24 protein-coding genes are annotated in these 25,557 nt (G+C 63.3%); 17 read left to right on the forward strand and 7 right to left on the reverse strand.

The window, feature by feature from the left end:
• Nucleotides 1-153: 153 nt before the first annotated feature.
• Nucleotides 154-2,313, reverse strand: a complete 2,160-nt coding sequence (locus tag AB6Q56_RS10820) for a TonB-dependent receptor family protein (RefSeq protein ID WP_434517050.1) — start codon at nt 2,311-2,313, stop codon at nt 154-156.
• A gap of 461 nt (nt 2,314-2,774) precedes the next feature.
• On the opposite strand from AB6Q56_RS10820, the gene AB6Q56_RS10825 reads away from it, so the two are divergent.
• The 5 genes from AB6Q56_RS10825 to AB6Q56_RS10845 are packed head-to-tail and all read left to right on the forward strand — an operon-like array spanning nt 2,775 to nt 6,498.
• Nucleotides 2,775-3,074, forward strand: a complete 300-nt coding sequence (locus AB6Q56_RS10825) for a hypothetical protein (protein ID WP_434517051.1) — start codon at nt 2,775-2,777, stop codon at nt 3,072-3,074.
• A 14-nt stretch (nt 3,075-3,088) separates the two neighbouring features.
• Nucleotides 3,089-3,292 (forward strand): hypothetical protein, encoded by a 204-nt coding sequence (locus AB6Q56_RS10830; protein ID WP_434517052.1) that lies wholly within the window; start codon nt 3,089-3,091, stop codon nt 3,290-3,292.
• 10 nt (nt 3,293-3,302) lie between these two features.
• Nucleotides 3,303-3,869, forward strand: a complete 567-nt coding sequence (locus tag AB6Q56_RS10835; protein WP_434517053.1) for a DUF2478 domain-containing protein — start codon at nt 3,303-3,305, stop codon at nt 3,867-3,869.
• Complete coding sequence (locus tag AB6Q56_RS10840; protein ID WP_434517054.1) at nt 3,866-5,170, forward strand: ABC transporter substrate-binding protein; 1,305 nt, start codon at nt 3,866-3,868, stop codon at nt 5,168-5,170. Before AB6Q56_RS10835 ends, AB6Q56_RS10840 begins: the two co-directional genes overlap by 4 nt.
• Nucleotides 5,167-6,498, forward strand: a complete 1,332-nt coding sequence (locus AB6Q56_RS10845) for a di-heme oxidoredictase family protein (RefSeq protein ID WP_434517055.1) — start codon at nt 5,167-5,169, stop codon at nt 6,496-6,498. The genes AB6Q56_RS10840 and AB6Q56_RS10845 overlap by 4 nt, the downstream gene beginning before the upstream one ends.
• A 57-nt stretch (nt 6,499-6,555) precedes the next feature.
• Here AB6Q56_RS10845 and AB6Q56_RS10850 read toward each other — a convergent pair whose 3' ends face one another.
• On the reverse strand, nt 6,556-6,984 hold the full coding sequence (locus AB6Q56_RS10850; protein ID WP_434517056.1) for a TOBE domain-containing protein: 429 nt from the start codon (nt 6,982-6,984) through the stop codon (nt 6,556-6,558).
• 188 nt (nt 6,985-7,172) lie between these two features.
• Here AB6Q56_RS10850 and AB6Q56_RS10855 point away from each other — a divergent pair, with 188 nt between their 5' ends.
• Both AB6Q56_RS10855 and modA read left to right on the forward strand, forming a co-directional pair.
• Entirely contained in the window at nt 7,173-7,991 is an 819-nt protein-coding gene (locus AB6Q56_RS10855; RefSeq protein WP_434517057.1) for a TOBE domain-containing protein, read from the forward strand.
• A gap of 22 nt (nt 7,992-8,013) precedes the next feature.
• A complete protein-coding gene (gene modA / locus AB6Q56_RS10860) occupies nt 8,014-8,760 on the forward strand; it encodes a molybdate ABC transporter substrate-binding protein (protein ID WP_434517058.1) in 747 nt (248 codons plus the stop codon).
• Nucleotides 8,761-8,831: 71 nt separating this feature from the next.
• On the opposite strand, the gene AB6Q56_RS10865 is transcribed toward modA, so the two are convergent.
• The gene (locus tag AB6Q56_RS10865; protein WP_434517059.1) at nt 8,832-9,986 is read right to left on the reverse strand and encodes a sugar diacid recognition domain-containing protein; all 1,155 of its coding nucleotides are present in this window, start codon (nt 9,984-9,986) and stop codon (nt 8,832-8,834) included.
• Between the two features lie 161 nt (nt 9,987-10,147).
• On the opposite strand from AB6Q56_RS10865, the gene AB6Q56_RS10870 reads away from it, so the two are divergent.
• The 8 genes from AB6Q56_RS10870 (at nt 10,148) to arfB (ending at nt 19,196) form a co-directional block, all read left to right on the forward strand.
• Nucleotides 10,148-11,479 (forward strand): MFS transporter, encoded by a 1,332-nt coding sequence (locus AB6Q56_RS10870; RefSeq protein WP_434517060.1) that lies wholly within the window; start codon nt 10,148-10,150, stop codon nt 11,477-11,479.
• A gap of 59 nt (nt 11,480-11,538) precedes the next feature.
• Nucleotides 11,539-12,822 carry a glycerate kinase type-2 family protein gene (locus AB6Q56_RS10875; RefSeq protein ID WP_434517061.1) on the forward strand — a complete coding sequence of 428 codons (1,284 nt, stop codon included), beginning with the start codon at nt 11,539-11,541 and terminating at the stop codon, nt 12,820-12,822.
• A gap of 23 nt (nt 12,823-12,845) precedes the next feature.
• The gene (pyk, locus tag AB6Q56_RS10880) at nt 12,846-14,264 is read left to right on the forward strand and encodes a pyruvate kinase (protein WP_434517062.1); all 1,419 of its coding nucleotides are present in this window, start codon (nt 12,846-12,848) and stop codon (nt 14,262-14,264) included.
• A 19-nt stretch (nt 14,265-14,283) separates the two neighbouring features.
• Nucleotides 14,284-15,564: a phosphopyruvate hydratase gene (eno, locus tag AB6Q56_RS10885; protein ID WP_434517063.1), complete on the forward strand. Its 1,281-nt coding sequence runs from the start codon at nt 14,284-14,286 to the stop codon at nt 15,562-15,564.
• Between the two features lie 196 nt (nt 15,565-15,760).
• Nucleotides 15,761-16,021 carry a hypothetical protein gene (locus AB6Q56_RS10890; RefSeq protein WP_434517064.1) on the forward strand — a complete coding sequence of 87 codons (261 nt, stop codon included), beginning with the start codon at nt 15,761-15,763 and terminating at the stop codon, nt 16,019-16,021.
• 167 nt (nt 16,022-16,188) lie between these two features.
• Nucleotides 16,189-17,853 carry an ABC-F family ATP-binding cassette domain-containing protein gene (locus AB6Q56_RS10895; protein ID WP_434517065.1) on the forward strand — a complete coding sequence of 555 codons (1,665 nt, stop codon included), beginning with the start codon at nt 16,189-16,191 and terminating at the stop codon, nt 17,851-17,853.
• Nucleotides 17,854-17,891: 38 nt separating this feature from the next.
• Nucleotides 17,892-18,743, forward strand: coding sequence for a putative RNA methyltransferase (locus tag AB6Q56_RS10900; RefSeq protein WP_434517066.1), 852 nt, complete (start codon nt 17,892-17,894; stop codon nt 18,741-18,743).
• A gap of 45 nt (nt 18,744-18,788) precedes the next feature.
• Entirely contained in the window at nt 18,789-19,196 is a 408-nt protein-coding gene (gene arfB / locus AB6Q56_RS10905; RefSeq protein ID WP_434517067.1) for an alternative ribosome rescue aminoacyl-tRNA hydrolase ArfB, read from the forward strand.
• Nucleotides 19,197-19,384: 188 nt separating this feature from the next.
• Here arfB and AB6Q56_RS10910 read toward each other — a convergent pair whose 3' ends face one another.
• Nucleotides 19,385-19,924, reverse strand: coding sequence for a hypothetical protein (locus AB6Q56_RS10910; RefSeq protein WP_434517068.1), 540 nt, complete (start codon nt 19,922-19,924; stop codon nt 19,385-19,387).
• A gap of 140 nt (nt 19,925-20,064) precedes the next feature.
• Between AB6Q56_RS10910 and AB6Q56_RS10915 the strand changes: the two genes are divergently transcribed.
• Together AB6Q56_RS10915 and AB6Q56_RS10920 are read left to right on the forward strand one after the other, a co-directional pair.
• Nucleotides 20,065-20,403: a helix-turn-helix domain-containing protein gene (locus tag AB6Q56_RS10915; protein WP_434517069.1), complete on the forward strand. Its 339-nt coding sequence runs from the start codon at nt 20,065-20,067 to the stop codon at nt 20,401-20,403.
• 15 nt (nt 20,404-20,418) lie between these two features.
• On the forward strand, nt 20,419-20,835 hold the full coding sequence (locus AB6Q56_RS10920; RefSeq protein WP_434517070.1) for a hemerythrin family protein: 417 nt from the start codon (nt 20,419-20,421) through the stop codon (nt 20,833-20,835).
• Between the two features lie 58 nt (nt 20,836-20,893).
• Here AB6Q56_RS10920 and AB6Q56_RS10925 read toward each other — a convergent pair whose 3' ends face one another.
• The 3 genes from AB6Q56_RS10925 to AB6Q56_RS10935 form a co-directional block, all read right to left on the reverse strand.
• On the reverse strand, nt 20,894-21,832 hold the full coding sequence (locus tag AB6Q56_RS10925) for a diguanylate cyclase (protein ID WP_434517071.1): 939 nt from the start codon (nt 21,830-21,832) through the stop codon (nt 20,894-20,896).
• A gap of 354 nt (nt 21,833-22,186) precedes the next feature.
• Nucleotides 22,187-23,503, reverse strand: coding sequence for a DUF1329 domain-containing protein (locus AB6Q56_RS10930; RefSeq protein ID WP_434517072.1), 1,317 nt, complete (start codon nt 23,501-23,503; stop codon nt 22,187-22,189).
• 20 nt (nt 23,504-23,523) lie between these two features.
• Nucleotides 23,524-25,497, reverse strand: a complete 1,974-nt coding sequence (locus AB6Q56_RS10935; RefSeq protein WP_434517073.1) for a DUF1302 family protein — start codon at nt 25,495-25,497, stop codon at nt 23,524-23,526.
• Nucleotides 25,498-25,557: the final 60 nt, after the last annotated feature.

Here is a 25,557-nt window from a genome sequence, read left to right on the forward strand (position 1 = left end):
AATTGAGAGAAGGCGAATCGCTCGAACATCAAATGCTGCACAACTGGATGCTCATTTATTGGACAACGCACGATCTTCTGCCCCAAAAATCAACACCCCGACAACAAACAAAAAACCCGGCACGCGGCCGGGCAAATTGGGAAAGGAGAGAACTCAGAATGCGTAACGGGCGCTCACGCCGGCTAGCCAGTTGCGGCCCGGCGCCGACTCGTAGAAACGGTTGTTGCTGTCGCCGACAATGACCGATCCGACGTACTGGCGGTCAAAAACGTTGTCGAGCCGGACAAAGCCGCGCAAGCTCAAGGGGCCGTATTTGCGATCAACACCGACGCGCAGGTTGGCGATAGCGTAGCCTGGCGCCGCCTGGCGCAAGTTGCTGTCCTCGACGTACACCTTGTCGCGGACAACGCCCTCCACAGCAGCGTGGAACCCGCTTGGCTTGTGCCGCCAAGCCAGTTCGCCGAACAGATTGTGGGCGGCGATGCCGGGCAGCTTGCTGCCGGCCGGGACGATGCCGCCGGCGTTCAAAAAACTGTCGGCATAGCGCGCATCAAGGAAAGTGCAAGCCAGGCGACTGCTCCCCCCGTCGCCCCAGCGACTGTCGAGCGCCACCTCCATACCTTGCCTCTCGGTCTTGCCGGCATTCTGGTAGGCCGTTCGGCCACCGGTACTGGAAAGGACAACCAGTTCATCCTGCGTCTTGATATCGAACAGCGCCACATCGAGGCGGCTGCTCGTACCGAGCATGGCCTTGAGGCCGACTTCGTAATGTGTGCTGGTCGCCGGCTTGAGCGAGAAATTGAAGGAGCCGCCGCCGCTGGAATAGAACATCTCGTTAAAGGTCGGCGCCTCGAAGCCGCGCGCGGCACTGGCATAGACATTGAGCGTATCGGTGACCCGATACATGGCCGCGACGGTCGGCGTCGTTTTGTCGTAGCTGACACGACCGCTGTCGTCGCCATTGACGCCGCTGCGATAACGGTCATCGACCCGGAAGGCGATCCGGCTGTGACGCAGGCCGCCACTGAACACCCAGCGCTCTCCTTGCCACTCGGCCTGAGCATACTGATCGAAGGTGGCGACGCGATCCTCCTCATTGCGGCGCAGGCGGCCGGTGACGCCGCAGATGTTGGCGATGCAATTGGCGGGCGTGCCGCTGCCGACAAAATTCTCGTAACCCTGCCGGTCGTCGGTGGCCTGTTCGTAGTCAAACCCAAGCGTCGTCGTCAGGCGACCGCCGGCCAAGCCGAAAAGCCCGGTCCACCGGCCGGACAAACCGGCGAATTCGCGGTCGAAATCGATCACCCCGCCGGACTGCCGGGCTGACGACGTCTGGGTTCCCACCGGAATGGACTGGTACTGCGTCGTCGAACGCTGGCCGGCGTAGGTGGATACCTGGATACTGTGGTCGCCGAAGCGATGCTCGTAAGTCAAACCGCCTTGTGCATGATCGATGCTCTTGCGGGTGTCGTAGGCCAGTGCCGGATAGTTGTTACGCGCCGCATCCCAGGCCAGACCGCGCGGGTTGGCCTTGAATTCCGACCACTGCAGCCCCTGCGGGTCCTGGGCATCCTGCCGAAAAGTGTTGACGATGAAGGTCAGCTTGCCGTCCTGGCTCGGCCGGTAGGTCAGTTTGACCAGCGTCTGGTCGCGTTCGGCGGCACTGTGGTCGCGATAGCCGTCGGTGACAAAGCGCGAGGCGTCGATCACATAACCCAGACCGCCGACCTCGCCCTGGGCGCTCAGATTGGTCTTCCAGGTGCCATAACTGCCCGCCGCAAAGCTACCCTCGACGCTCGGCGCGCCCTTGCCATCCGGCGTGAACATCTGGATGACGCCACCGGCATGATTGCCGTAGATCGCCGACATCGGGCCGCGCATGACCTCGATACGCTCGGCGCGATCGAGGTTGAAGGTGGCGGCCTGCCCCTGACCATCCGGCATCGATGCGGGGATGCCGTCGGAAACCAGGCGGATGCCGCGCACGCCAAAAGCCGAACGGGCGCCGAAGCCGCGCGATGAAATCTGCAAATCCTGCGCATAGTTCTGGCGGTTCTGCACGGTGATCCCGGGCACCGTCGCCAGCGCTTCCGAGGCATTGACACGGGCTTGGTCGGCGCCGATGCGCGCCGCATCAACCACATCGATCGCGGCCGGCAGGTCGAAGGTATTGTGTTCGACACGACTGCCGGTAACGACGACGGTATCGAGGTTCACCACGGCATCCGCCACGGCCAGCCCGGGAAAACCTGCGGCCAGCAAGGCAACCATCCGGCTGGGCCGGGCAATCCGTACGGGAAGATGGGTATTCATATTGTCTCCTGTTTTTATTGGCGAGCTCGCAGCTGCCCCAGGAGCAATTATTCGGATTGGAGAAGATCTTCGCCTCCAAATGATCACCCGAGTTACCTACAGAAAATCATGAGACTGCAGCGACCTTGCCGGCTTTGGGTGAAACTTTGGCCACCCAGCCCCCTGAACATCCGCGCACAGAAAGGGCAGCCGGAGCATGCAGGTTCAACGTTGAAATATGAAACCTCTTATCACCTCACCGATATCGTTGTATAGTCATATATACATCGACATCAAAGCAACAGAAAATGAATTTAAAACAATACATTAAAAACAAACAAGCAAAACAACCGGAATATCACTATATACACCAGAACATATCGAGAGCATGCACGACACCCAAAAACCCATTTCAGCGCCCTCCAGCCGGCACATCTGCCACACCGTGACGATATCGCCGCACAACGCCCCGCGAGGCCTCCATGCCGTCGGCCACGACACGCTGCGCTGAGCAGATCTCGCCGACCACCCTGGGCGGATTGCGCCGCTTGCTCGGCCTGTCGCAATTCACGCTCGCCGGCCGACTCGGTGTTTCCCAGCCGCACGTAGCGCAGATCGAAAACCAGGCCAACATGCACTTGGAGACCCTGCGTCGCCACATCGCTGCCCTCGGCGGCGAACTCGAGCTCATCGTTCACCTATCCGAGCAGCGCATCAAAATCATCCTTCCCGAAGGCGACGCACCGCATCCACCGCTCACCCCGAAGAGGAGCCCCTCCTGAAAATCGCCGAGCCATTGCCCCCGGCAAACGCTTCTCGTCACCTCGCCCCCCTCCGCAACGACAGGAAGATCGACGTTTGTGGCCACGACATACGCCAGGCACCTCGGCGAAAACCCGAGGCCGGCACCACCAAACTGACCGACAAGACGCACGAACTGGACTACGGATTTTCCAATCAGGGCCGCATGCGGTTCGCCAACGCCAACTACCGTTTCTGACAGAGCGCATATGGCCGAAGATAATTGTTTCGACATCGCTGCCGTCGTCCCCGATGCAACGACGGACTGCGACGAAGTTGTCGCCAACTTCGCCATAGCCCAGATCAACCGGGGGTGGCACATTGGCGGACTGGTTCAGGAGATCTACCAGACCCAGCGCTCGAAACAGATCCGACTGGTGGCGCTCGAGGACGGCAGGATCTACCCGATCAGCCAGTTCCTCGGCACCCACTCGATATCGTGCCGGATCGATACGAGCGGCATCGCCAAGGCCAGTGCCGTCATGCGGCGCATTCCCATCCATGGGGTGGACCTCGCCATCTTCAACCGCTTTTCAACCCTGGAAGCGCACGGCCACGGCTTTGCGGCCGAAATGCTAGACCTGATGAGCCGTCAGATTCCCATACTGACCATCGTTCCGTCGCAGCATCTGCCGGCCTGGCGGCGCTTCACGGGCCGGCAGGCGGTTGAACTGCCTCCCGAGCGCCCCGCCCTTGAAGCCTGGTTTGGCGGGCTATCACACCACTCCGCCGACATTCGCGACAACACACCGGCACTTTCCGGAGCCTGCTCATGACCCGCCCCGCCGATCCCTCCCGCCGCCTCTTCCTCGCCAGCGCGGTGTCACTTGTCCTGGCCCGCAGCCACAGCGCCCTGGCGGCCCCAAGTACCGTCACCGTCGTCACCAGCTACCCGGACGAATTCGTTTCCCGCATCCAGGCCGCATTTGAGAAGACCCGGCCGGAATACCGGATGCAGGTGATCTGGCGAATGCCGAACGATGCCTACGACACCCTGAGCCAGCCCGACCAGGGCCAGACCGACGTCTATTGGTCCGCGTCGCCGCGCAGCTTTGCTCGACTGGCCGCCAGCGGCGCTTGGCGACGGCTCCCGATCGACCACCATCAACTGCCCCGACGCATCGGCAACACCCGCCTCGGCGACACCGAAGGCTTCTACACGGCTACCGAAGTCGCTGGCTTCGGCTTTGCCGTCGCACCGCAAGCACTCGCCGCCCTGGGCATTCCCATGCCGAGCGACTGGCCCGATCTGGCCGACCCACGCCTGTCCGGCCAGATCGCCATGCCGGTTCCGTCGCGCGTCGGCTTCGCCCCGCCCATCGTCGAAATCGTGCTCCAGACCCTCGGTTGGGAACGTGGCTGGGCGCTATGGAGCGAAATCGCCGCCAACGCCCGCTTCATCGAACGCGGATCAACCTTCGTGACCGACGAAATCACCAGCGGCCGTTGCGCCGTCGGCATCTCGATCGATTTTTTCGTCAATTCGGCCATCGCCAACAGGGCGCCGATTCACTTCGTCTACCCCAAGCACACCGGCCTCAATCCCGCCCACATCGCGGTCACCCGACAGGCCCCCAATCCGCGCGGGGCCGCGGCCTTCGTCGATTTCATCCTGTCGCCGGCCGGCCAGCGACTACTGGCCCACCCGGACATCCGCCGCCTGGCAGTCCGCCCCGAGGCCTACGCCGGGGCACCGGCCGGCAGCTTCGACCCGTTTATCGCGGCCCGACTAGGCGGCCTGCAATTCGATAGCGACGCCGCCCGCCCCCGCCTGACAACTACTGCCGCCATCTTCCAGCACATGCTGGTCGACGCGCAGGACGAACTGAAAACCCTCTGGCAGCGCACCCGCCAAGCTGAAGCCGTCGGCAAGGACACCCGCCCCGTACGCACCCTGCTCGGCCGCCCCCCCGTCGACGAGGCGACTGCGAATCAAGCAGAAATCCAGCAGCAGATCGGCCCTCGCCTTGAAGGCAGCAGCGAGCGCCCGCCATCATCGCTGGAACTCACCTGGCGAGACATTTGCCACGACCGGCGCGCCCAAGCCCGGCGGCAACTCGACGAGATCGGCGCATGAAAACGGCAAGCACCCTCCTCATCCCTTTGTTGCTCGCCGCTGCCTGCCACGCTACCGGAGCGGAGCCGAGCATCGACCGCGAGACCCTGACCCGGCCGCTGCCCGGCCTCTCCTCTTCCGACCTGGAGCGCTTCCTGCGCGGCCGCAGCCTCTTTCGGCAAAGTTGGGTCATCTCCCCCGCCAAGGACCGTGAAGTCGATGGCCTCGGCCCTCTCTACAACCGACTGGCCTGCATTTCCTGCCACGCCAAGAATGGGCGCGGCGGCGCACCGAGCCACCCGAACGAACGCATGCAATCCATGCTCGTCCGCCTGTCGGTTCCCGGTCGCACCCACCGGGAGGATCCGCTACCACACCCGGTCTATGGCGAGCAACTCAACGAAGAGGGCATCCCCGGCGTACCGGGTGAAGGTCGGGTGCAAATCCGCTGGCGCTCGCACACGGTGCACCTGGCCGATGGCACACGGGTCGAATTGCGCGAGCCAAAAACGAAATTTGTCGAACTCGCCTACGGCAAGCTGGGACCGACCCTCACCTCGCTGCGCGTCTCGCCCCATGTCGCCGGCCTCGGCCTGCTTGATGCCGTACCCGCCAAGGTACTCGAAGCGATGGCCGCCGAAGCGCGCCCGGATGGCGTACAAGGCAGCATCAACCGTGTCGAGGACCGGCAGACCAACACCCTTGCTGTCGGCCGCTTCGGGCTCAAATCCAATATGCCCAACCTGCGCCAGCAGATCGCCGGCGCCTTCGTCGGAGACATGAGCATTACCTCGGAATTGTTCCCCGCAGAAAACTGCACACCGGCGCAGACGGCCTGTCGGCGCGCTCCGGATGGCGGCAGGCCGGAACTGTCACCCGCCCAACTGGACGACATTACTTTTTACGTCGCGCATCTCGCGCCACCGCCCCGGCGGAACGAAAGCTCGCCGGAGGTCATCCGCGGCGCCGCTGCATTTTCCGGATTCGGCTGTGCCGTCTGCCATCGCCCAATCCTGAGCAGCGGCGACAGCCCGCAATACCCCGCGCTCGCCCACCGTGAATTCGCACCTTACACCGACCTGTTGGTGCACGACATGGGCCCCCGGCTGGCCGACGGTCGCCCCGACCACCTGGCCAGCGGCCGGCAATGGCGCACTGCGCCTTTATGGGGATTGGGGCTGCTGGCCGCAATCAACGAAGACGTCGGCTTCCTGCACGACGGCCGGGCGCGAAATTTCGAGGAGGCCATCCTGTGGCATGGCGGTGAAGCGGAGAAAGCACGCCAACGCTATGTCGCTGCTCCCGCCGAAGTGCGCCGGGCGCTCATTGCCTTCCTGCACTCGCTATGAGAGCGGCAAACACAAAAAAGGCGGCACATGGCCGCCCTGCTGGTCACTGGCACCGATTCAGGCCAGCACGCCGAGAATCACGTGGCTGGCCTTGATCAATGCCGTGGCCTCGTCCCCTTCCTTGAGGGCGAGCTCCATGACCGCCTCGTTGGTGACCACGGCATACACGGTGATGCCGCCCGGCAGTTGGATGCCAACTTCCGTATTGACCGCCCCCTTCTGCACACTGGACACCTTGCCGGAAAGCTGGTTGCGGGCCGAGAAGCGGACATTCTGAGCGCCGGTCAGCAGCATGACCCACGGCGCCTTGACGTAGGCGACAGCCTCCTTTCCGATGGCCAAGCCCAGCGACTTGACGCTGCCCTCCGTAACAATCGCGACAATCCTGTCGCTGCCCGGCAAGCCGATTTCGACTTCGGCATTGACCGCTCCATCGGTCAATGCCGTGATCTTGCCGCTAAATACGTTGCGCGCGCTGACGTTCATTATTCTCTCCAGAGTGGTCAAACATTTCATCCCGACTTTCGCTGTATACAAACATAATTAACGAATTTTGTCGAACCGATGGCAATTTACGGCTTACCGATCGGCAAATTGCACCATAACGCCGCTAGTTGAAAGGAATTTTTCGAATTGCGTTATAGTATCCAATATATAAACAAATAGCCCCTATCATGGACTCCATACTGCATCGCCTGCGCGGCAAACTCGAAGTCGATTCCGAATTCGGCACTTTTCTCGGCGACACCCGCATCCGCCTGCTTGAAGCCATCGAACAACACGGCTCCATTTCGCAGGCCGCAAAGGCCGTCCCCCTCTCCTACAAGGCCGCCTGGGATGCCGTTGATGCCATGAACAACCTGGCCGATCAGGCATTGGTCGTGCGCTCGACCGGTGGCAAACACGGCGGCGGCACGCAACTGACCGACTACGGGCGCAAGGTGGTCGCCCTCTATCGCGCCCTGGAGGCCGAGTACCAGGCTGCGCTCGACCGCCTGACGGCGAGCATGAACGAAGGAGAGGCCAGCGACCTCAAGCAGTTCCGCCAATTGCTCAAGCGCATGTCGATGAAAACCAGTGCCCGCAACCAGTTCGCCGGCCATATCGTTGGCTTGCGCGCGGGGCAAGTCGATTTTGAGGTGCGCATCAAGCTCGACGACGACAACGAGATCGTCGCCGTCATCACCGGCGACTCGGCGGAAAATCTCGGCCTGAGCATCGGCATGGAAATCAACGCACTGGTCAAATCCTCGTCCGTCCTGCTGCTCAACGACCCCAACCTGAAGACCAGCGCCCGCAACCAGCTGTGGGGTGAAATCACCCGCATTCACGACAGCCCGGTCAATTCCGAGGTCACGCTGGCCATGAAGGGCGGCAAGTCGGTATGCGCCGTGGTCACCCACGAGAGCGTCGAACGCCTTGGCCTGGCCGTCGGCGAACAGGCCTGTGCCGTGTTCAAGGCCTCCGCCGTCATTCTTTGCAAATATTCCTGATCCTTAGCCTGGAGAACGCGCCATGAAACGTCTGAGCATCCTGATCCTGTCCTTGCTGACCGTCGCCACGGCCCGCGCCGACGAAGTCCAGGTGGCGGTTGCCGCCAACTTCACCGGCCCGATGCAGGTCATTGCCACGCTCTTCGAGCGCGACACCGGGCACAAGGCCAGCCTGGCCTTTGGCGCTACAGGCAAGTTCTACGCCCAGATCGCCAACGGCGCGCCATTCGAGGTCCTGCTGTCCGCCGACGACGAAACCCCGGCCCGGCTGCTCAGGGAAGGACTGGCCGTGACCGGCACGCCCTTCACCTACGCCATCGGAAAACTGGTGCTATGGTCAACCAACCCCAAGCTGGTCGACGACAAGGGCGAAATCCTAAAAAAAGGCGGCTTCAAGCACCTCGCCATCGCCAACCTGAAAACCGCCCCCTATGGCGCGGCTGCCATGCAGACCATGAGCAAGCTCGGCGTCGTCGACAACCTGAAACCGCTGTTCGTGCAGGGCGAGAACATCGCGCAGACACATCAGTTCGTTTCCACCGGGGCCGCCGAACTGGGTTTCGTTGCCTACTCGCAGGTGATCAAGAACGGCCAGGTCGGCTCCGGCTCGGGCTGGGTCGTGCCGGGCAACCTCTACGACCCGATCCGCCAGGATGCGGTGATCCTGAGCAAGGGCAAGGACAAACCGGCTGCCACGGCACTACTCAACTACATGAAGGGGCAGAAGGCGCAGGACGTGATCAAGTCCTTCGGCTACGAACTGCACTGACCGCACCAGCCAGGCGACAAGGAAGCCCGACAGCCTGCGCTCGATCTACAAACGTCGTCGCAGTTGATCACTCACGGGGCGCTCAGCTGCATGCCGATGTAAAGCAAGAGCGTGTCGTCGATGGCATCGAGGTTCATGCCGGTGATTTCGCTGATTTTCTGCAACCGGTAATCAAGCGTGTTGCGGTGGATATGCAGCGCTTTGGCGGTCAGGGTCGGATGCCGGTTGTTGGCGAACCAGGCGCGAAGCGTTCGGATCAGCACAGCCGATTTAGGGTCGCCGCCACTCAAGCGGGCAAAGGGCGCAAGGAACTGCTCTCTTTTCCAGCCCAGATCGAGGTCGACCAGCAGCACCGGCAAGGTATGCTCGTAAAAGGAGGCATAGGGGCGCTTGACGCCGCGCTGCCGGGCGATGGCGAAGGTGGTCACGGCCGACTGGTAGGAGGCCGAGGCGCCGGCGATTCCCGGCAAGGCGATGCCGGAAGTCAGCATGTAGTCGAGTTCGAGCCGGTGCTCGACGAGCGCGTTCAGTTCCCCCAGGCGGAGGAGAGCCTGCCGCGCACATTCGGCGGGATGCTCCGAACCCACGAAAGGCTCCAGGATCGCCAGTTCGCGCGGCGAGAGCACGGCGGTGGGCAGGTCTTCCCAGCGGCTCAGCAATTCGCCTTGGGCGCGCTGCAGGTCGAGTAGCTGGCGATCGGGCTCGGTGTCGTCGCTGCCGACGTGCAGGATCGTCACCACGCGCGGCAGGCCGAGATCGATACCCAGCCGGGCCGCCCAGGCCGCCATGCTTTCCGGCGAAACACCGGTGCGTTTCAACAGCTGGAAGACGAACTCCTCGCGGTAGCGCCGTTCGCGCTGCAATTCACCGGTCAGCAATGCCTGCTCGATGATCATCTCGGCGGTGATCCGCAACAATTGTCCGAACTGGCGAACCTCGTCCGGGGCGCCGGTGATGCCGACCACGCCGCAAATCTCGCCGCGCCCATAGAGCGGCAGGTTGATCCCGGCCTTGGCGCCGGGCAGGCTGTTCGTCGCCGCCGGGTCGATTTCCACGGCGGCGCCACGGGCCAGGACCATCTGGGCGCCGGCATGCAGGTCACCGATTCTTTCCGGGGTGCCGCTGGCGATGATGATGCCGCGTGCGTCCATCACATTGACGTTGAGCGGCAACACCTGCATTGCCCGTTCGACGATTTCCTGAGCCAGTTCGGGAGCGATCATCATGCTTGTTTCTCGAGGGAATACACCCCACAAGAATAGTGCATTTGAACGATAAATTAGTTATCCAATGTTGAATTTTTGTGGCTTTGCCCAATGCACAAAGACATGCACCCTTCTACGATGATGTTGCCTCACGGCACCATCCATCAAAAAAGGAGACAAGCATGACCACTGCAGAAAGAGGCGGGCCGACCGTCGCCGGAGGGGGCGATCCGAACGCCCTGGAAAATGCCTATCGGAAGGTGACCTTCCACCTGATTCCGTTTATTTTCGTCTGTTACCTGTTCAATTACCTCGACCGCGTCAATGTCGGTTTCGCCAAGCTGCAGATGCTCGATGCGCTGAAATGGAGCGAAACCATCTACGGCTTGGGCGCCGGCATCTTCTTCATCGGTTACGTCCTCAGCGGCGTGCCCAGCAACCTGCTGCTGCACAAGCTCGGCGCGCGCAAGGTGATCGGCACGCTGATGGTCGCCTGGGGCGCTGCCTCGGCCGCGCTGATGTTCGTCCAGACCCCCGAACAGTTCTACGCCCTGCGCTTCATCACCGGCGTATTCGAGGCCGGCTTCTTCCCCGGCATCGTCCTCTATTTCACCAGCTGGTTCCCGGCTTCGCGGCGTGGTCGCATCATGGGCCTGTTCATGTCGGCAATCCCGATTTCCGGCGTCCTGGGCAGCCCGCTGTCGGGCTGGATGATGCAGGCCTTCGCCGGCCAGGGCGGCATGGCCGGCTGGCAATGGATGTTCCTGCTCCAGGGCCTGCCGACGGTGGCGCTCGGTTTCCTCGTCTATATCCTGCTCAACGACGGGATCGACCAGGCCAAGTGGCTGAGCGACGACGAAAAGGCGATGCTCCGTGCCGAACTTGAAAAGGACGAAAAGCTGCGCCGGGAAACCAGCACGGCGGCCGATACCTTCGCCAGCGTGCTGAAGAACAAGAACGTCTGGCTGCTCGGCCTGATTTATTTCTGCATCCAGATGGGCGTCTATGCCATCAACTTCTGGCTGCCCACCATCGTCAAGTCGCTCGGCTTCCAGACGCCCACCATGGTCGGCTGGATCAGCGCCATTCCCTACCTCTGCGCGAGCATCTTCATGATCTGGATCGGCCGCTCGGGCGATGCCCGCAAGGAACGCCGCTGGCACCTCAGCGCTCCGCTGCTGATGGGCTTGTTCGGCCTGATGCTGGCCACCCAGGCCGGTAGCAACACGACGCTGGCCATCGTCGGCCTCTCGTTCGCCACCATGGGTGCCCTGGCCGGCCTGCCGATGTTCTGGCCGCTGCCGACCGCTTTCCTGGGCAGTGCCGCCGCAGCCGGCGGCCTGGCGTTGATCAACTCCCTCGGCCAGATCGCCGGTTTCGTCAGCCCCTTCCTGGTGGGCTGGATCAAGGATGCCACCGGCGGCACCACCGTCGCCCTCTATGTGCTCTCCGGTGTACTCTTCCTCGGCGCCATGCTGGTGCTGCGCGTGCCGGCCAAGGTGGTCAATCGCTGAACGACTGGCGGCGCGGACCATTCCCCGCGCCGCCTTCGAAACTATCAAGGGTTTTCGTCATGAATCACTCCATTCCTCCGCGTGACCTGTTGGCCTCGATGTTCCAGGCCGCGATCGAAGCGGCCCAGCCGCATCGCTGCATTCCGGAGCATCTGCCGGAGCCGCCCAAGGGGCGCTTGGTCGTCATCGGTGCCGGCAAAGCCTCCGCCGCCATGGCGCAAGCCGTCGAACAGCACTGGCCGGGCGAACTGAGCGGGCTGGTCGTCACCCGCTACGGCTACGGCGTGCCCTGCGAGCGCATCGAGATCGTCGAGGCGGCGCATCCGGTCCCCGATGCGGCCGGCCTGGCGGCGGCCCAGCGCATTCTCGACCGCGTTGGTGGGCTGACCGCCGACGACACCGTTCTCTGCCTGATTTCGGGCGGGGGTTCGGCACTGCTCGCCCTGCCGCTGGACGGCATTTCGCTGGAAGACAAGCAGGCGGTCAATCGCGCCTTGCTGGCCTCGGGAGCGACGATCAGCGAGATGAATTGCGTGCGTCGCCATCTGTCGAAGGTCAAGGGCGGGCGGCTGGCGGCAGCCTGCCATCCGGCGCGCGTGGTCACCCTGCTGATATCCGACGTGCCCGGCGACAACCCCTGCGACATCGCCTCCGGCCCGACCGTCGGCGACCCGACCACCTGCGCCGATGCGCTGGCCATCGTGCGTCGCTACGGCATCGTGCTGCCGGATAGCGTCCGCCGGGTACTGGAAAGCGGTGAAGGCGAATCGATCAAGCCGGACGATCCGCGGCTGGCGAATGCCGTCACCCGCATTGTCGCCGCACCGCAGATGGCGCTTGCCCGGGCCGCCGAGGTGGCAGCCCAGGCAGGCATCGCGGCGCATGTCCTGAGCGACAGCATCGAAGGCGAGGCGCGGGATGTCGGCAAGGTGCTCGCCGCACTGGCCCGACAGGTCGCCCGCCATGACCTGCCGTTCGATACGCCGTGCGTGCTGATCTCCGGCGGCGAAACCACGGTCACCGTCCGCGGCGCCGGGCGCGGCGGACGCAACGTCGAATTCCTGCTCTCGCTGGGCATTGCCCTCGACGGCGAACCGGGGGTTTACGCCCTGGCAGGGGATACCGACGGCGTCGATGGCCAGGAAGAGATCGCCGGCGCCTTCCTCGCCCCGGACAGCCTGGCGCGCGCCTGGAAGCACGGCCTGCGCCCCCGGGAATGCCTCGACGCCAACGACGGCCACGGGTTTTTCGGCACCCTCGGCGACGCCGTCATCACCGGCCCGACACTGACCAACGTGAACGACTTCCGGGCCATTCTGATCACCGGCCGGGCAGAAGCCTGAGCCACCCAGTAAGGGGACAGAGCATGTACAGAAAACGCAATGCCAAGATCGTGGCCACCCTCGGGCCGGCCAGTGCCGACCAGGAGACCATCCGCGCCCTGTTCGAAGCCGGCGCCGACGTGTTCCGGCTGAACTTCAGCCACGGCAGCCATGCCGACCACCAGCGCAACCATGAACTCATCCGCCGCATCGAGCGGGACCTGAGCCGCCCGGTCGGCATCCTGATCGACTTGCAGGGCCCCAAGCTGCGCCTCGGCACCTTTGCCGGCGGGCCGGTGCGGCTTGAGGAAGGCGCCGTTTTCCGGCTCGATCTCGATGTGGCGAAGGCAGGCGATGGCGAACGGGCGCCGCTGCCGCATCCCGAGATTTTCGCGGCGCTGGAGGTGGGCACCGACCTGCTCATCGACGACGGCCGGGTCCGCCTGCGCGTCGAGGAATGCGGCCCGGACTTTGCCCGGACACGGGTCGTCGCCGGCGGCGCGGTGTCCGACCGCAAGGGCGTCAATGTGCCCGGCGTCGTGCTGCCGCTGTCGGCACTGACCGCCAAGGATCGCGCCGACCTGGCCTTCGCGCTGGAACTCGGCGTGGACTGGGTGGCCCTGTCCTTCGTCCAGCGCGCCGAGGATATCCGGGAGATCAAGGCCATCGTGCAAGGGCGGGCCGGTATCGTCGCCAAGCTGGAAAAGCCGATGGCCATTCTCAGTCTCGATCCCATCGTCGAGGCGGCGGATGCGGTCATGGTCGCCCGCGGCGATCTCGGCGTCGAAATGCCGCCCGAGCAAGTGCCGACGATCCAGAAACGCATCGTCCGCGCCTGCCGCAAGGCCGGCAAGCCGGTCATCGTCGCCACCCAGATGCTCGAATCGATGATTTCGGCGCCGGTGCCGACGCGCGCCGAAGCCTCCGACGTGGCGACGGCGATCTACGACGGTGCCGACGCGGTGATGCTGTCGGCCGAATCGGCCTCCGGACGCTATCCGGTCGAGGCGGTACGCATGATGAGCGGTATCATCGCCCATACCGAGGCCGACCCGCACTACCGGGAAGGGCTCGACGCATCGCGCACGCCTTCCCGGCCGGATGCGGCCGATGCCATCGGCGCGGCCATGCGCTGCGCCGTCAGCACACTGCCGGTGGCCGCCTCGGTGGCCTACACCACCTCCGGCTACTCGGCCCTGCGCATGGCGCGCGAGCGCCCGCAGGCACCGATCATCGGCATGACGCCGGAGCTGGCGACGGCACGCCGGCTGGCGCTGGCGTGGAGCGTCTATCCGGTGCTCTGCCCGAAAGTCCTCGATGTCCGCGAAATGAGCGATCTCGCCTGCAGCACGGCACATGCCGAAGGTTTCGGCGAGCCCGGCGCGGCCATCGCCATCGTCGCCGGCCTGCCTTTCGGTACGCCGGGAACGACCAACCTGTTGCGCATCGCCCACATCAACTGAATTCTTGAAGAGGAAGAACATGGCCACCATCAACCATATCCGGGGCTACGAATTGCTGGATTCCCGGGGCAATCCCACCGTCGCGGCCGAGGTCGTCCTGAGCGACGGCAGCCGGGGCTTCGCGATCTCCCCCTCCGGCGCCTCCACCGGCCGCCGCGAGGCACTCGAACTACGTGACGGCGACAGATCCCGTTACCTGGGCAAGGGCGTCCTGCGCGCCGTCGGCCACGTCAATGGCGAAATCCGCCAGGCCTTGATCGGCCGCAAAGCGGCGGACCAGGATGCCATCGACCGGCAGCTGATCGAACTCGACGGCACGCCGGGAAAGTCGCGCCTCGGGGCCAACGCCATCCTCGCCGTGTCGCTGGCGGTAGCCAAGGCCAGCGCCGCGACACAAGGCATCGAGCTCCACGCCGCGATGGCCAGCGCACCGCCGGTTTTGCCGGTGCCGATGATGAATATCATCAACGGCGGCGCACACGCCAATAATTCGCTCGATTTCCAGGAATGCATGATCGTGCCCTATGGCTTCGAGCATTTCGGCGATGCCGTGCGCGCCGGGGCGACGGTTTTCCATACCTTGAAGAAGCTGCTGGACGACCAGGGCTTCCCGACCTCCGTCGGCGACGAAGGCGGCTTTGCACCGAACGTGAAATCGACCCGGGAGGCGCTGGATCTCATCGTCGAGGCCATCCTGCTCGCCGGTTACCACCCCGGAACACAGATCGGCTTGGCGCTCGACTGCGCTGCCTCCGAGTTCTACCGGGACGGCAAGTACATCGTGACGGGCGAGGATCACGCCATGTCCAGCGCCGAATTCAGCCACTACCTGGCCGACCTGGTCGCCAACTACCCCATCGTCAGCATCGAGGACGGCATGGCCGAGGACGACTGGGCCGGCTGGGGCATGCTGACCGACCGACTGGGGCGCCGCGTCCAGTTGGTCGGCGACGACCTGTTCGTGACCAACCCCGAAATCCTCCAGGAAGGGATCGACAAGGGGATAGCCAATGCCATCCTGATCAAGCTCAACCAGATCGGCACGCTCAGCGAAACCCTGTCCGCCGTACAAATGGCCCGCTCGGTGGGTTATGCCGCCGTGTTCTCGCACCGCTCCGGCGAGTCGGAGGATGTGACCATCGCCGACCTGGCGGTGGCGACCGGTTGCGGACAGATCAAGACCGGCTCCTTGTCGCGCTCCGATCGCATCGCCAAGTACAACCGCCTGCTGCTGATCGAAAACGCCCTGGGCGGAGCGGCCCGCTACGCCGGGCGGAGCGCTTTCGCAAAGTATCTCTGAAGCCAGGCTTCATCGCGCCGCTCATGCACCCGGCCGGGCCATGAGTGGCGCCTTGGCCGGGAAGCGCCGCCCCCGGCAGACGGAGGCACAACGCCTCGTCGTACAGCATTTGTGGGCACCTCTGTCGCCGACCCATGGTCAAACCCTGACCCGCAGTCGGCTTTGCGACACGGCAACCCTCCACAAGGAGCCCGCCATGCAATTCAGCACCAAGGACATCAACGGCCGCAGCGTCGCCGTCGGCGACATGGTGCTCGTCCTCGACATCTCGCCCGATCCGGAGCTGGAAGAAGATCAGATGGCGATCTTCATGGACATGATCGGCAGCCGCTGTGCCATCGAACGCATCGACGCCGACGGGACAGCCTGGGTGGCGGCATGGTGGCGGGGCAACGAAGGAACGCAACTGGCCCTGCTCGGCCTGGCGCCGTGCCAGATGGAGCGGCTGAACGCGTAAGGCCGGCTCCCGGGTTCGCCGGGAGCACGCTGTTCGGAACAGGTTTTCATACCCGCTATCCAACAAAACGACAGCCAGAAAAACATTCGCGAGATCAATCAGATACAATCTCGCCCCTTGTCGGAAACGCATCCTGGCCGCCCGACCTTCCCCCGAAAGCTGCACTCATGATCATCCTCCGCAACGTCACGCTGCGCCGCGGTACCAAGACCCTGCTCGACAAGGCATCCGTCACCATCAACCCCGGCGAGAAGGTCGGCCTGGTCGGCCGCAACGGCGCCGGCAAGTCCACGCTGTTCGCGCTGCTCAACGGCACCCTGCACGAGGATGGCGGCGACTACTCGATGCCCGCTCAATGGCGCATGGGTCAGGTGGCGCAGGACATGCCGGAAACCGAGCAAAGCGCGACCGATTTCGTCATCGACGGCGACACCCCGCTGCTCGCCGCCCGCAACGAAGTCGCCGCCGCCGAGGCGAGCGACGACGGCATGCGCATGGCCGAGGCCTACATGGCGCTCAACGATGCCGGCGAACATGACGCCGAAGCGCGCGCCCAATCGCTGATCCTCGGCCTCGGCTTCAAGGTTTCCGAGTTGCACAACCCGGTCAACAGCTTTTCCGGCGGCTGGCGCATGCGCCTGCAGCTGGCCCGCGCCCTGATGTGCCCGTCCGATATCCTGCTCCTCGACGAACCGACCAACCACCTCGACCTCGACGCCCTGGTCTGGCTCGAAGCCTGGCTCAAGCGCTACACCGGCACGCTGGTCATGATCAGCCACGACCGCGAATTCCTTGACGCCATCACCGGCGTTACGCTGCACATCGACAACGCCAAGCTGATCCGCTACGGCGGCAACTACAGCAAGTTCGAGGACATGCGCGCCGAGCAGATCGTGCTGCAGCAGGCCACCGCCGCCCGCCAGGCCGAGAAGATCGCCCACCTGCAGTCCTTCATCGACCGCTTCAAGGCCAAGGCCAGCAAGGCCAAGCAGGCGCAGAGCCGGGTCAAGGCGCTGGACCGCATGGAGAAGATCGCGCCGGTGCTGGCCGAGGCCGAGTTCAGCTTCGAGTTCCAGGAACCGCAGAACCTGCCCAACCCGATGCTGTCGATGGTCGATACCGCCATCGGCTATCCGCCGCCGGAAGACGCTCCGGCCGGCACGCCGCCGACCGTCATTGTGCGCGGCATCAACCGCTCGGTGATGGCTGGCCAGCGCATCGGCATCCTCGGCGCCAACGGCCAGGGCAAGTCCACGCTGGTCAAGACCATCGCCAACGACCTGAAGGCGATCAGCGGCGAAGTCACCGTCGGCAAGGGCCTGAACATCGGCTACTTCGCGCAGCAGGAACTCGACGTGCTACGCCCGCAGGACACGCCGCTCGAACACATGACCCGCCTCGCCCGCGAAGCGCTGGCCGCCGGCAACCGCAGCCTGCCCGGGCGCGAGCAGGAACTGCGCAACTTCCTCGGCACCTTCAATTTCGGCGGCGACATGGTCAAGCAGGCTGTCGGCACCATGAGCGGCGGTGAAAAGGCCCGCCTGGTGTTGTGCATGCTGGTCTGGCAGCGCCCCAACCTGCTGCTGATGGACGAGCCGACCAACCACCTCGACCTCAATACCCGCGAGGCACTGGCCGTGGCGCTGAACGAATTCGAAGGCACGGTCATGCTGGTCAGCCACGACCGCGCCCTGCTGCGCTCGGTGTGCGACGAATTCTGGCTGGTCTCCAAGGGCGGCGTCGGCCCATTCGACGGCGACCTCGAAGACTACCAGCGCTACCTGCTCGACGAGGCCAAGCGCGTGCGCGAAGAGGCTAAACTGGCGGCCTGATCGCTGCCTTTGCCCGCCCTTCCTCCCACGCATACCGCATGAGCATCCAGCCCTTCGCCGCCCTGGCCTGCCCGCTTGATGGCGCCCCGCTGCACCGCGAAGGCAGCGCGTGGCGTTGCGCGTCCGGTCACAACTTCGACATCGCCAGCCAGGGACACACCCACCTGCTGCCGGTGCAGCACAAGCGTTCGCTCGACCCCGGCGACAGCAAGGAGATGGTCGCCGCCCGCCGCCGCTTCCTCAATGCCGGCCACTACCAACCCATCGCCGAAGCCGTCGCCCGCGCCGTGCTGGCCGACCTGCCGCCGGAAGCTGCCTGCCTCGATGCCGGCAGCGGTGAAGGCTACTACCTGCGCCAACTGGCCGCCGCAGCAACCGACCAAGGCCAGTCGCTGGCCATCCTCGGCCTCGACATCTCGAAATGGGCCGTCCTTGCCGCCGCCAAGCAAGATGCTCGGCCAAACTGGGTGGTCGGCACCAACGCCCGGCTGCCGGTGCTCGATGGCACGGTCGACCGCGTGCTGTGCCTGTTCGGTTTCCCGGTCTATGCCGAATTCGCCCGCGTCCTCAAGCCGGGCGGCCGGCTGATCCAGGTCGATGCCGGCCCGGACCACCTGCGCGAACTACGCGAAATCATCTACCCGACGCTGAAGCCGCAACGCCCGGCCGACACCTCGGCGCCGGCGGGTTTCAGCGCGCGGCCCGGCGAAACCGTTCGTTTCTCGCTGGCGCTCGACAGCCAGGAACAAATCGCCGACCTGCTGGCCATGACCCCGCACCTCTATCGCGCCAGCGCCGAAGGCCGGGCCAAGGCAGCGGCGCTGAACAAACTGTCGATGACGGTCGATGTGCGGATAGCCAGCTTCGATTCGGTGCACGCCACCGGATAAAGCAGGCGTCCGACAATACCGAGCTATCGACATCCCGTGCGCCCTATGCCCCCTGCCCTCGCCATACCCCCCGACGAAATCGAATTCACCGCCATCCGCGCCCAGGGCCCCGGTGGGCAGAACGTTAACAAGGTGTCGAACGCCGTCCACCTTCGTTTCGACATTCCAGCCTCATCCCTGCCAGCAGAAGTCAAAGAGCGCCTGCTGACTTTGGGCGATCAGCGAATCAGCAAGGACGGCGTGGCCATCATCAAGGCGCAGGCATTTCGCAGCCTGGAAAAGAACCGGACCGAGGCGCTGCGACGACTGGAATTGCTGGTGAACAGCGTCGCCGTATTACCGCGCAAACGCCGACCGACCAAACCGACGCAAGGTGCGATCAAACGGCGACTGGAACAGAAGGGACGACGGGCCGAGATCAAGGCTGGACGCCGCTCAAGCGGCGCCGATTGAAAGCGTGCCCCCACTTGCGCAACGCCCCCGTGCAACCGTGGCCCCGGGCAACCTCGCACCACCGAAGCCCTTTCCCCGGTGCAACCCCACCGCCGTAAGCCGGCCCCGAACGCTTTAAACCTGGAGCGTGTGTCCTTGAGGCTTTCGAAGCGTAGACAAGCGATTAACTGCGGTTTCTAGGTTTAAAGCTATTGGGCCGGCTCCTCAGCCGCCAGCGCCAGCCGCAATGCGGACTCAACCGCGACATCGCCCTCAAGCAAGCGTTCCAGGCGCTTGCGGTCGCCAGCGGCACAACTGGCAAGCAGGCCAAGCGCCTTGGTAATCAAGGCCGATGTCCTGGAATCGTCATAGCCCGTCGGGAACCACGAAGCCGCCTGCACCACCCGGAGCACCCGGGTGGCATACGAAACAGAGAGCGCCAGTTCCTCGGGCAGGATGGCACCCTCCCTGACGTCGCCACCGGCCCCGGCGACAACATAGTCCGCCCGCCGAGTCTCGGCCCGTAATATCGCCCTTCCCTCAACGGGAGGCGGCCCCTCGCCACTCAACCACCAGCTTTCGGGAATTCCCGTCACGCTGACCAGCTTGTCCAGATTGGCCTTTTGCGGCCGGATTTTGCACGTCAAGAAACTCTGGATCGTCGCCTTCGGGAAATGCCTGGCGTGCGCCCAGGCAAATGGGTGTTCGCCAACGACCAGGCGAAAGCGGTCACCGAATTTCATTTTCATACCGTGTTACTTAAAAAGTATGCAATAATTCATATGTCAATCCACCGTGAAGCCATGAAAAATCACGAAAACCGCCAATACAGCGGAACGCCACCCAGAAAGTCTCAAAAGTGTCGTAATTTTCAATACAAAACGTGTACATGACAACGTTCAAAAACCCAAAAAAGCCAGCCCCTCAGGACTGGCACAAAGCCGACATCAAGGCAGCCGTCGAGAAAGCCGGCTACACCCTTCGCGAGCTGGCCCGGCGGCATGCTGTCAGTCGAACCTATTTCGCCGAGGCGCTACACCGTCCGCTACCCAAAGCACAGGCCATTCTCGCCGAAGTCATCGGGGTTTCCCCACAAACCATCTGGCCCAGCCGCTACTACAGCGACGGATCGCCCCGACGTGGGCTCTACCACGACAGCGAACAGAACGGGAAAGACTACCTCGAGCGAATGGTACGTAAAGACCCCAAGGCGAGTAAAGAAATTTAACGAACACGGGCTGCCATGAGCGAAAGTTCCATACGCAACACGCCCCTCCTTCCGCCGATTCCCTCGCTCCATACGAGCAGCCACCGGCTTGCCGGCCTGATCAGCCGCCTGCATCGCAACCAGAACACGCCCGCCCACTCGGAGGCGATGAGCGACATTCTGGATGAACTCAGCACTTACGCTTTCGAAACACTGGTTCGCGAGGAATCAATGCTTGCGTCCATGGGTGTTACCCTGACTCCAAAGCACTCCAAGGAACATGTGTGTTTTCAGGAATACGTCGCCAACCACTGCCTGCAGGCCACTTTTGGCGTTAACGCCCCGAATGAGCTGCTGGATTTCCTGATCGACTGGTGGCACAACCATGTCATGGGTACCGATCTGAACGAGATACCGCCCCCCATGTCGGGTGTCCGCCTTTGTCGCTCCTGATCCAGACCTGAACATCCTCCACCAGCGACGAGCCCTTCATCGCCGCCGGGCTACGAACTCAAGCCACCTCGGCCCGGTTGCGACCAGCCGCCTTGGCCTTGTAGAGCAGCTCGTCGGCCTGACGGAACAAAGTCCTGATTTCGCCACCAGCCGGATCGAGGCAGGCGCCGCCGACCGAGATGGTAACCACGCCGAAATCGCCGTTTTTCTCGTGCGGAAGACGCAAGGCGTGGACTGATTCAACCAGGCTGGCCGCCAGACCGGCATGGATTCCGGAGGCGACATCGGGAATGACCACAGCGAACTCTTCGCCGCCGTAGCGGGCGGCAAAAGCACCGAGTGCCGTCCTGTCGTCGTGGGCCTGGCGCACGCAGCAGTCGATGCAGCAGGCTACGGCACGCAGGCACTCGTCGCCCTTCAGATGGCCGTAGTGGTCGTTGTATTTCTTGAAATTGTCGACGTCGACCATCAGCAGGCTGAACGGTCTACCGGCGCGCGTCGCCAGTTCCCACAGCGTGTCGACCTGAAGGTCCATGGCCCGGCGATTGAGCAGCCCGGTCAGGCCATCGCGGTTGGCCTGGTCCTGCAACTTGGCATTGGCCAGCGACAGCCGCGTACGCAGTCCGGCAATCCGTGACATGGCCTTCATCTTGGCCTGCAACACGGCCTCCGGGACGGTCTTGGAAATGAAATCATCGCCGCCGGCCTCGATGGCGGTGACCAGATTGCTGTCGGTATCGGTCGCGGTAACAAAGATGATCGGCGTCCAAGCCCAGGGCTCATGGCCCTCCAGGGCGCGAATGCGGGTGGTCGCCTCGAAACCGTTCATGCCCGGCATTTCGATGTCCATCAGGATCAGATCGAACACCTCGGAGCGAAACAGGTCGATCGCCGACTGCCCATCAAGGGCATGACGCACCTCATGGCCAAAGGATTCCAGCCGGGCGCACATCACCATGGCAATGGCGCGCGAATCGTCGACCAGCAAAATCTTCATGTCTCGTAAAACCCAGTCACCACAAAATAACTGCGCAGAGCATACCCGCACGAAGCGGCGAAAAATAGTCCGAAAGTCATAGATGCGTAATCTTTTGCACAGTTCGTAAAAAATCACGACAACTTTCCGCCAATCAGGGATTCACCAAATGACGGGCATATCCCGATGCCTCTGCCCGAAACAGCAAGACCAAGCCATGTTCGTCAGGCTCGGCATCGAAACGATCACGCTCATCGGCGAAGTGCAGCGTGTCCAAAAAAACGGGGGCCGAAGCCCCCTGAAGGATGGTGGAGAACCCAACGCAGTAGGGCTCTCCGCCCGCAGAGACACCCGTTTGGGTGCAGGAAAGAAAGATCAGTCGCCGCCGCGCAGGTTTTGCACCTGGAAGAGTCCCGGCGGATTCTTCTTGGGATCGACCTGGCCCTTGAACTGGCCGGTGGTGCAGTGCTTGGACTGCAGATCGACCATCGAGAAGGCGTCGTCGATACCGATACCGGCTCCCTTGTTGACCGGCAGGTGGGAATCGGCGTGCGACTTGCCGACCATGAATACCTTCCACAACTCGCCCTTGCGGTCGTAGATTTCGTTGGCGCCGTTCAGGTTGCCGAGCTGGGCGTCCATGTAGAAGACGCGCTTGCTGACCGGGTGGTTGGTGTTGACCGGTGCGGCTTCGAGCACATAAACCTTGCGCAGCTGCCAGGTGCCTTCGTGGAAGCACTTGCCCTGGCCGCCGAAATCGACGTACTTGTAGCCGTCGGCCTCGGCCGGCATGTCGGAAGCCAGCTTCAGCTCGTTGTGGTTCCACATCGGCAGCAGGACGTTCCTGGTGCCCTTGTAGGTCCACTTCATGTCGGAGACGCGGCCGTTGTAGCCTTCGAAGTCCTCGATCATCAGGTCGGAGCCAAGGAAGGAGTCGGTGACCTGCCCCTGGGCCAGGCGACGCACGCGACGCTGGAAGCCGAGGTAGAGATAGGCGTCATCCAGCTTGGCATCGTCCTCGAAACGCTGGATCAGCAGCTGGGTGTTCTTCAGGTCCTGCGGCTCGTGCGCCTTGACGTAGATGGCGCGGAAGATGCCCGACGGGTTCGGGGTGATTTCCGGCACCGGCGCATCCTTGGTGCGGTGCATGAAGTTCAGGAAGTGGAAGTCGTACTTGATGGTCTTTTCCACCTGCCCGGTCTGCATGTTCCTGTACTTCCAGAAGAAGGGCGAAATGATCGCGCCGTCACCCCAGTTCACGCCGTACTTGTAGTTCCAGGCCAGCTTCTCGCCGGCACGCGGGTCCTTGACGTCCGGCTCTTCCGGGAAGGGACGGCCGGCGACATAGCCGGTCAGGTTGTCGCCCGCCTTGGCGCCCAGCTTGGCCTTGCCCAGATTGGCCTTGGTGGCGTCGATGTAGGCCTTGGAAATAGCGAACTGGGTAGTCGCTCCCACCTTCATTTCGAACAAGCCCTCCTTGATCAGCTTGTAGACGCCGGCACCGAGTACGTCCTTGAACTGGTCGGCGTTGGCCTTGTTGATGACGGTGCCGGCCGTCAGCCCGGGAAAGCTCGGCATACCGGCCTTGTACGGATTGAAGGAATTCTCGACGTCGGCTTCGGTGGAAGCCAGGGCCGACCCCATCACGCCGGCCGTCAGTAGCGGCAGCATGGCGATCAAATGCTTTTTCATACGATGTCTCCTCTGTTGGATCAGAATTTGTAATTAACGCGCAGGAAAATGTCGTTTTCCTTGAAGGCAGCGCCGATCGGGCCGGCGCGGAAGCGACCGAGGGGTTCCATGCCGCCAAAGCCGCGCGAGTACGGGGTATTCGCGTTGGCATCGCCGTTGGGTGCGGTAAAGGGTGCGAATGGATTGCAGGCGCGGCAATCATCGAATTTCCAGCGATCGCGACCTTCGGCCAGCTTGTAGTTGGCTCCAATGGTCACTTTCAGGTCGTTGGAGACATTCCATTCGACCTGCGGCGCAGCCACCGTTGCACGAGCCTGGAAGTCATGCGCAAAAATGATCTGCGGGCTGACCGTTCCGTTCTTCAGGAAGCCCTTGATCAACAGGGTGCCGATCACGTTGTTTTCCCAGTCCGGCATGCCGGTCGGGCCATACTGCGCCTGCTTCCACTCGTGGTTGAAGATGTGCTGGTAGAACAGCTGGGCCGAGATCAGCGTTGCCGAGCTTTCGCTGATGAACGGGATGAAGGTCGGGCGGTCGATACCGATCACGGCACGGAAGACATCGTTCTTCGAGAACAACTGCTCACGTGCGGTATTGGCGAACTCCTCGCCCTGCGTATAGGCCGCTTCCATGCGTACCGCTGCGCCTGCTGCCGGGATCTGGAAATCCATCGAGCCACCGACCAGATTGACGCGCGGGAACTCCATGTCGAAGGAGATGAGGTATGGCCAGGCATTCTGGTATTGACCGGTGAACGAGTTCGTCGCGCGCTTGCCGCCATGCAGCGACGGCAGCTGAGAACGATAGGTCAACGCATTCAGCGAGAAGGAGAGGCCGCCCATGGTCACGCCTTCGTACTTGGCGCCGAGTTGGGTATTGGACAGGCTCCACTCCGGCAGATTGACATCCTTCAAGCCGATCTGGCCGGGGCCGAAGTTGGTGGCGAGCAAGGTACCCGGCGCGACGTTGGCGAAGTTGGCCACCGTACCGCCGTTGTCCCACAGGTTGGCCATGCCGCGGAAGAAACAGCCGGCGTCGAGAATGACGTTCGGCGTGCCGCACTGGCCCAGGTTGTTGGGACGGAACTTGTCGAAGTTCCAGACGATCTGGAAATTGCGGTCCTGCATCCAGTCGCTGGCGCCCATGCGGTACTCGGCCTGGGCGATCCACATCGGGATACGGATGTCGGACAGTTCGTCGTAGATGTTGTTGCGCGAGAAGTCGACCGGGTTGATCACGTCGAGCACGCGGAACAGGTCGGTACGGCCCCAGACCACCTGCTGCTTGCCGACCTTGACGAACAGCTCCTTGCCGTCGCCGAGGCTGAAGGACTTCTTGGCATACAGCTCGCGGATGAAATCGAGGCGCTCGTTGAACTCGGGCATCTCCAGTTCGGACAGCTTCTTGTTGCCGTAGCCGCCGAAGTCGCGGCACCCGCGGCTATCGACGTCGCATGGGCGAACAGGAACCGCAAAACCGACACCGCCGTCGGTGCCGTGCCAACGGTCACCCAGGATGCGCAAGCCGCTATTCGGGTTGTTGGCACCGTAGGAATCGACAAAGGCATTGCCGGCCGCACCGGGATAGCCCAAACCGGCCACCAGCGAATGCGTCACCGGGCCGGCACCCCAGGGGCTGTTCACCAAACCGCCCGGCGTCGTCGACTGCGTCGTGATCGATCCGCCGGCATCCTTGCCGTACTCGTTGCTGTTCATGCGATAGACGCCATCCCAGCTGCCGCGCAGGATGCCGTGGATGCCCCAGCCGTTGCCGGCGCGCTTGTCGAACTCGGCCTGCATGGTGTTGCGGAACTTGGCCAGGCCGGTGTGCTCGCGCTTGACCGTGTGGTTCTCGTAGGTCAGGTCGACCTGCCAGGGCGAGGAATCCTCGCCCAGTGACGGAAGTTCGCTGCCCCACGCCTGCGTTGCGAAGGTGGCAGTCAGCGCCGCCGCCAGCAGCGACAGGCGCCTTCCCGTTTTCAAGGATGTCTCCATGGATTTATTCCCCCAATGGTTGTTAAGTTGCATGGTGCTGTTCCCCTCCGGTTGGTCCGG

The sequence above is a fragment of the Dechloromonas sp. ARDL1 genome (assembly GCF_051122455.1).
GTDB lineage: Bacteria > Pseudomonadota > Gammaproteobacteria > Burkholderiales > Rhodocyclaceae > Azonexus.

Coding starts and splice junctions, on each gene's coding strand:
- AB6Q56_RS10835 (WP_434517053.1), top strand. CDS start 3,303: ATGGCCGAAGATAATTGTTTCGACATCGCTGCCGTCGTCCCCGATGCA.
- AB6Q56_RS10820 (WP_434517050.1), bottom strand. CDS start 2,313: ATGAATACCCATCTTCCCGTACGGATTGCCCGGCCCAGCCGGATGGTT.
- AB6Q56_RS10875 (WP_434517061.1), top strand. CDS start 11,539: ATGAATCACTCCATTCCTCCGCGTGACCTGTTGGCCTCGATGTTCCAG.
- AB6Q56_RS10910 (WP_434517068.1), bottom strand. CDS start 19,924: ATGAAAATGAAATTCGGTGACCGCTTTCGCCTGGTCGTTGGCGAACAC.
- AB6Q56_RS10900 (WP_434517066.1), top strand. CDS start 17,892: ATGAGCATCCAGCCCTTCGCCGCCCTGGCCTGCCCGCTTGATGGCGCC.
- eno (WP_434517063.1), top strand. CDS start 14,284: ATGGCCACCATCAACCATATCCGGGGCTACGAATTGCTGGATTCCCGG.
- AB6Q56_RS10870 (WP_434517060.1), top strand. CDS start 10,148: ATGACCACTGCAGAAAGAGGCGGGCCGACCGTCGCCGGAGGGGGCGAT.
- AB6Q56_RS10840 (WP_434517054.1), top strand. CDS start 3,866: ATGACCCGCCCCGCCGATCCCTCCCGCCGCCTCTTCCTCGCCAGCGCG.
- AB6Q56_RS10855 (WP_434517057.1), top strand. CDS start 7,173: ATGGACTCCATACTGCATCGCCTGCGCGGCAAACTCGAAGTCGATTCC.
- AB6Q56_RS10925 (WP_434517071.1), bottom strand. CDS start 21,832: ATGAAGATTTTGCTGGTCGACGATTCGCGCGCCATTGCCATGGTGATG.
- AB6Q56_RS10915 (WP_434517069.1), top strand. CDS start 20,065: ATGACAACGTTCAAAAACCCAAAAAAGCCAGCCCCTCAGGACTGGCAC.
- AB6Q56_RS10865 (WP_434517059.1), bottom strand. CDS start 9,986: ATGATGATCGCTCCCGAACTGGCTCAGGAAATCGTCGAACGGGCAATG.
- AB6Q56_RS10930 (WP_434517072.1), bottom strand. CDS start 23,503: ATGAAAAAGCATTTGATCGCCATGCTGCCGCTACTGACGGCCGGCGTG.
- arfB (WP_434517067.1), top strand. CDS start 18,789: ATGCCCCCTGCCCTCGCCATACCCCCCGACGAAATCGAATTCACCGCC.
- AB6Q56_RS10895 (WP_434517065.1), top strand. CDS start 16,189: ATGATCATCCTCCGCAACGTCACGCTGCGCCGCGGTACCAAGACCCTG.
- AB6Q56_RS10850 (WP_434517056.1), bottom strand. CDS start 6,984: ATGAACGTCAGCGCGCGCAACGTATTTAGCGGCAAGATCACGGCATTG.
- modA (WP_434517058.1), top strand. CDS start 8,014: ATGAAACGTCTGAGCATCCTGATCCTGTCCTTGCTGACCGTCGCCACG.
- AB6Q56_RS10935 (WP_434517073.1), bottom strand. CDS start 25,497: ATGGAGACATCCTTGAAAACGGGAAGGCGCCTGTCGCTGCTGGCGGCG.
- pyk (WP_434517062.1), top strand. CDS start 12,846: ATGTACAGAAAACGCAATGCCAAGATCGTGGCCACCCTCGGGCCGGCC.
- AB6Q56_RS10845 (WP_434517055.1), top strand. CDS start 5,167: ATGAAAACGGCAAGCACCCTCCTCATCCCTTTGTTGCTCGCCGCTGCC.
- AB6Q56_RS10825 (WP_434517051.1), top strand. CDS start 2,775: ATGCCGTCGGCCACGACACGCTGCGCTGAGCAGATCTCGCCGACCACC.
- AB6Q56_RS10920 (WP_434517070.1), top strand. CDS start 20,419: ATGAGCGAAAGTTCCATACGCAACACGCCCCTCCTTCCGCCGATTCCC.
- AB6Q56_RS10890 (WP_434517064.1), top strand. CDS start 15,761: ATGCAATTCAGCACCAAGGACATCAACGGCCGCAGCGTCGCCGTCGGC.